At 47.8% G+C, this 2,500-nt stretch carries 1 tRNA gene and 2 rRNA genes (1 of these 3 cut by a window edge); all 3 read right to left on the reverse strand.

From position 1 onward, the window contains the following. Positions 1 to 456 precede the first annotated feature (456 nt). A tRNA-Met gene (locus ME3_RS00005) sits at positions 457 to 533 on the reverse strand. A gap of 113 nt (positions 534 to 646) precedes the next feature. After that, positions 647 to 762: ribosomal RNA gene (gene rrf, locus ME3_RS00010) — 5S ribosomal RNA — on the reverse strand. A gap of 90 nt (positions 763 to 852) precedes the next feature. Then, positions 853 to 2,500: ribosomal RNA gene (locus ME3_RS00015) — 23S ribosomal RNA — on the reverse strand; it runs 1,173 nt beyond the window's last position.

The following is a 2,500-nucleotide window of genomic DNA, read 5'->3' on the forward strand; positions in this document are numbered from 1 at the left end:
GCACGATAACCACTTTTTTTACAAAATGACCATATGCCCTTTCTGACTTTGAGCTTGAACAGATTTATTGAGCACTGCCACAACATCTTTTATAATAATCATACATGAATAAGAACAGACGCTTTGTGCCCTATCATTTATATACTATATACCCTACCCTTTAAACGAGATAGATACACCCATTTACCCGTCTGTAGTAAGATATAAAGGAAGTGCAGAAGACAATAAGCCCTTACCCCTCTTAAAAACACAGCAGACATATAAGAGCCGTGCAAACATAAGAACTATGTATTGTGCTATGAAGAGAGAAGAGACTTTTAGAGAAATGGTCAGATAAGAATATTTTACAGCGGATATGAGAACTTTAATAGTAAGGTAAAGCCCTAAGAAGCAAATATTAATTTCCAATGGTGGTGTTTTTTTAGAAGAGAGTACAGATTTTGTCAGAATTTTTTTTGGTTGCGGGGGCAGGATTTGAACCTGCGGCCTTCAGGTTATGAGCCTGACGAGCTACCGGGCTGCTCCACCCCGCGCCATTGCAGAGATCCCACAGTTATTGTGACGATGATATTGTTTGTAACAAAATCACTTGACTGCTGACCTCTATTGGAAACTGTTTGAGAAGACCATTGTATGTTTTTAACAGACCTGGCAGTGACTTACTCTCCCGTGCCTTAAGACACAGTACCATCAGCGCTGGAACGTTTCACGGCCGAGTTCGGGATGGGGATCGGGTGCAGCCATTCCGCTATAACCACCAAGTCAGCTAAGAACATATCAATGAACGAGAACTGGTTTTTTTGCTTAGTTTTATTTGAGTTTTTTATTTTAGAATGAACATAGGGAATGGGAACGATCAAGCCTATCGAACGATTAGTATCAGTAAGCTTCATATGTTACCACACTTCCACACCTGACCTATCAACGTGGTGATCTTCCACGGTTCTCAGGGAATACTCGTTTTCAGGTGGGTTTCCCGCTTAGATGCTTTCAGCGGTTATCCCGTCCGTATATAGCTACCCTGCTATGCGGCTGGCGCCACAACAGGTCCACCAGAGATACGTCCATCCCGGTCCTCTCGTACTAGGGATAGATCCTGTCAATATTCCTACACCCACGGCAGATAGGGACCGAACTGTCTCACGACGTTCTGAACCCAACTCACGTACCGCTTTAAATGGCGAACAGCCATACCCTTGGGACCTGCTCCAGCCCCAGGATGCGATGAGTCGACATCGAGGTGCCAAACAACCCCGTCGATATGAACTCTTGGGGGTCATCAGCCTGTTATCCCCGGCGTACCTTTTATCCGTTGAGCGATGGCCCTTCCACACGGGACCACCGGATCACTATGACCGTCTTTCGACTCTGTTCGACTTGTCAGTCTCACAGTCAGGCAGGCTTATGCCATTGCACTCAACGAACGATTTCCGACCGTTCTGAGCCTACCTTCGCGCGCCTCCGTTACTCTTTAGGAGGCGACCGCCCCAGTCAAACTACCCACCATACACTGTCCTGAATGCGGATAACGCACTGCAGTTAGACATCCATATCCATAAGGGTGGTATTTCAAGGGTGACTCCACAAGAGCTGACGCCCCTGCTTCAAAGTCTACCACCTATCCTACACAGATAGACACAAATGCCAGTGTAAAGCTATAGTAAAGGTGCACGGGGTCTTTCCGTCTAACCGCAGGAACCCCGCATCTTCACGGGGAATTCAATTTCACTGAGTCTACGTTGGAGACAGCGGGGAAGTCGTTACGCCATTCGTGCAGGTCGGAACTTACCCGACAAGGAATTTCGCTACCTTAGGACCGTTATAGTTACGGCCGCCGTTTACTGGGGCTTCAATTTAATGCTTGCACATCTCCTCTTAACCTTCCAGCACCGGGCAGGCGTCAGACCCTATACATCGTCTTGCGACTTCGCAGAGCCCTGTGTTTTTGGTAAACAGTCGCTACCCCCTGGTCTGTGCCACCCTTTAACGGTTGCCCGCAAAAGGGTCACGCTTCTTCCGAAGTTACGCGTGCAATTTGCCGAGTTCCTTCAACGTAGTTCTCTCAAGCGCCTTGGTATTCTCTACCTGTCCACCTGTGTCGGTTTCGGGTACGGTCTATATGTGGGAGCTATTTCCTGGGACTACTTCACTGCAAGATCAATCCAATAAGACCTTACAATATACGCAATCCGTCACTTCCCACAGGTCCACGAATATTAACGTGGTTCCCATCGACTACGCCTTTCGGCCTCGCCTTAGGGGCCGACTCACCCTGCTCAGATTAACTTTAAGCAGGAACCCTTGGACTTTCGGCGAGGGAGTCTCTCACTCCCTTTATCGTTACTCATGTCAGCATTCTCACTTCCGATACCTCCAGGAGCTCTCACGAGTCTCCCTTCACAGGCTTACGGAACGCTCCGCTACCACTTACTCATATGATTCATAAGAGTAAATCCACAGCTTCGGTGTATGGCTTGAGCCCCGTTACATTTTCGGCGCA

Origin of the sequence: Bartonella melophagi K-2C (assembly GCF_000278255.1) — a bacterium.
GTDB classification, from domain to species: Bacteria; Pseudomonadota; Alphaproteobacteria; order Rhizobiales; family Rhizobiaceae; genus Bartonella; species Bartonella melophagi.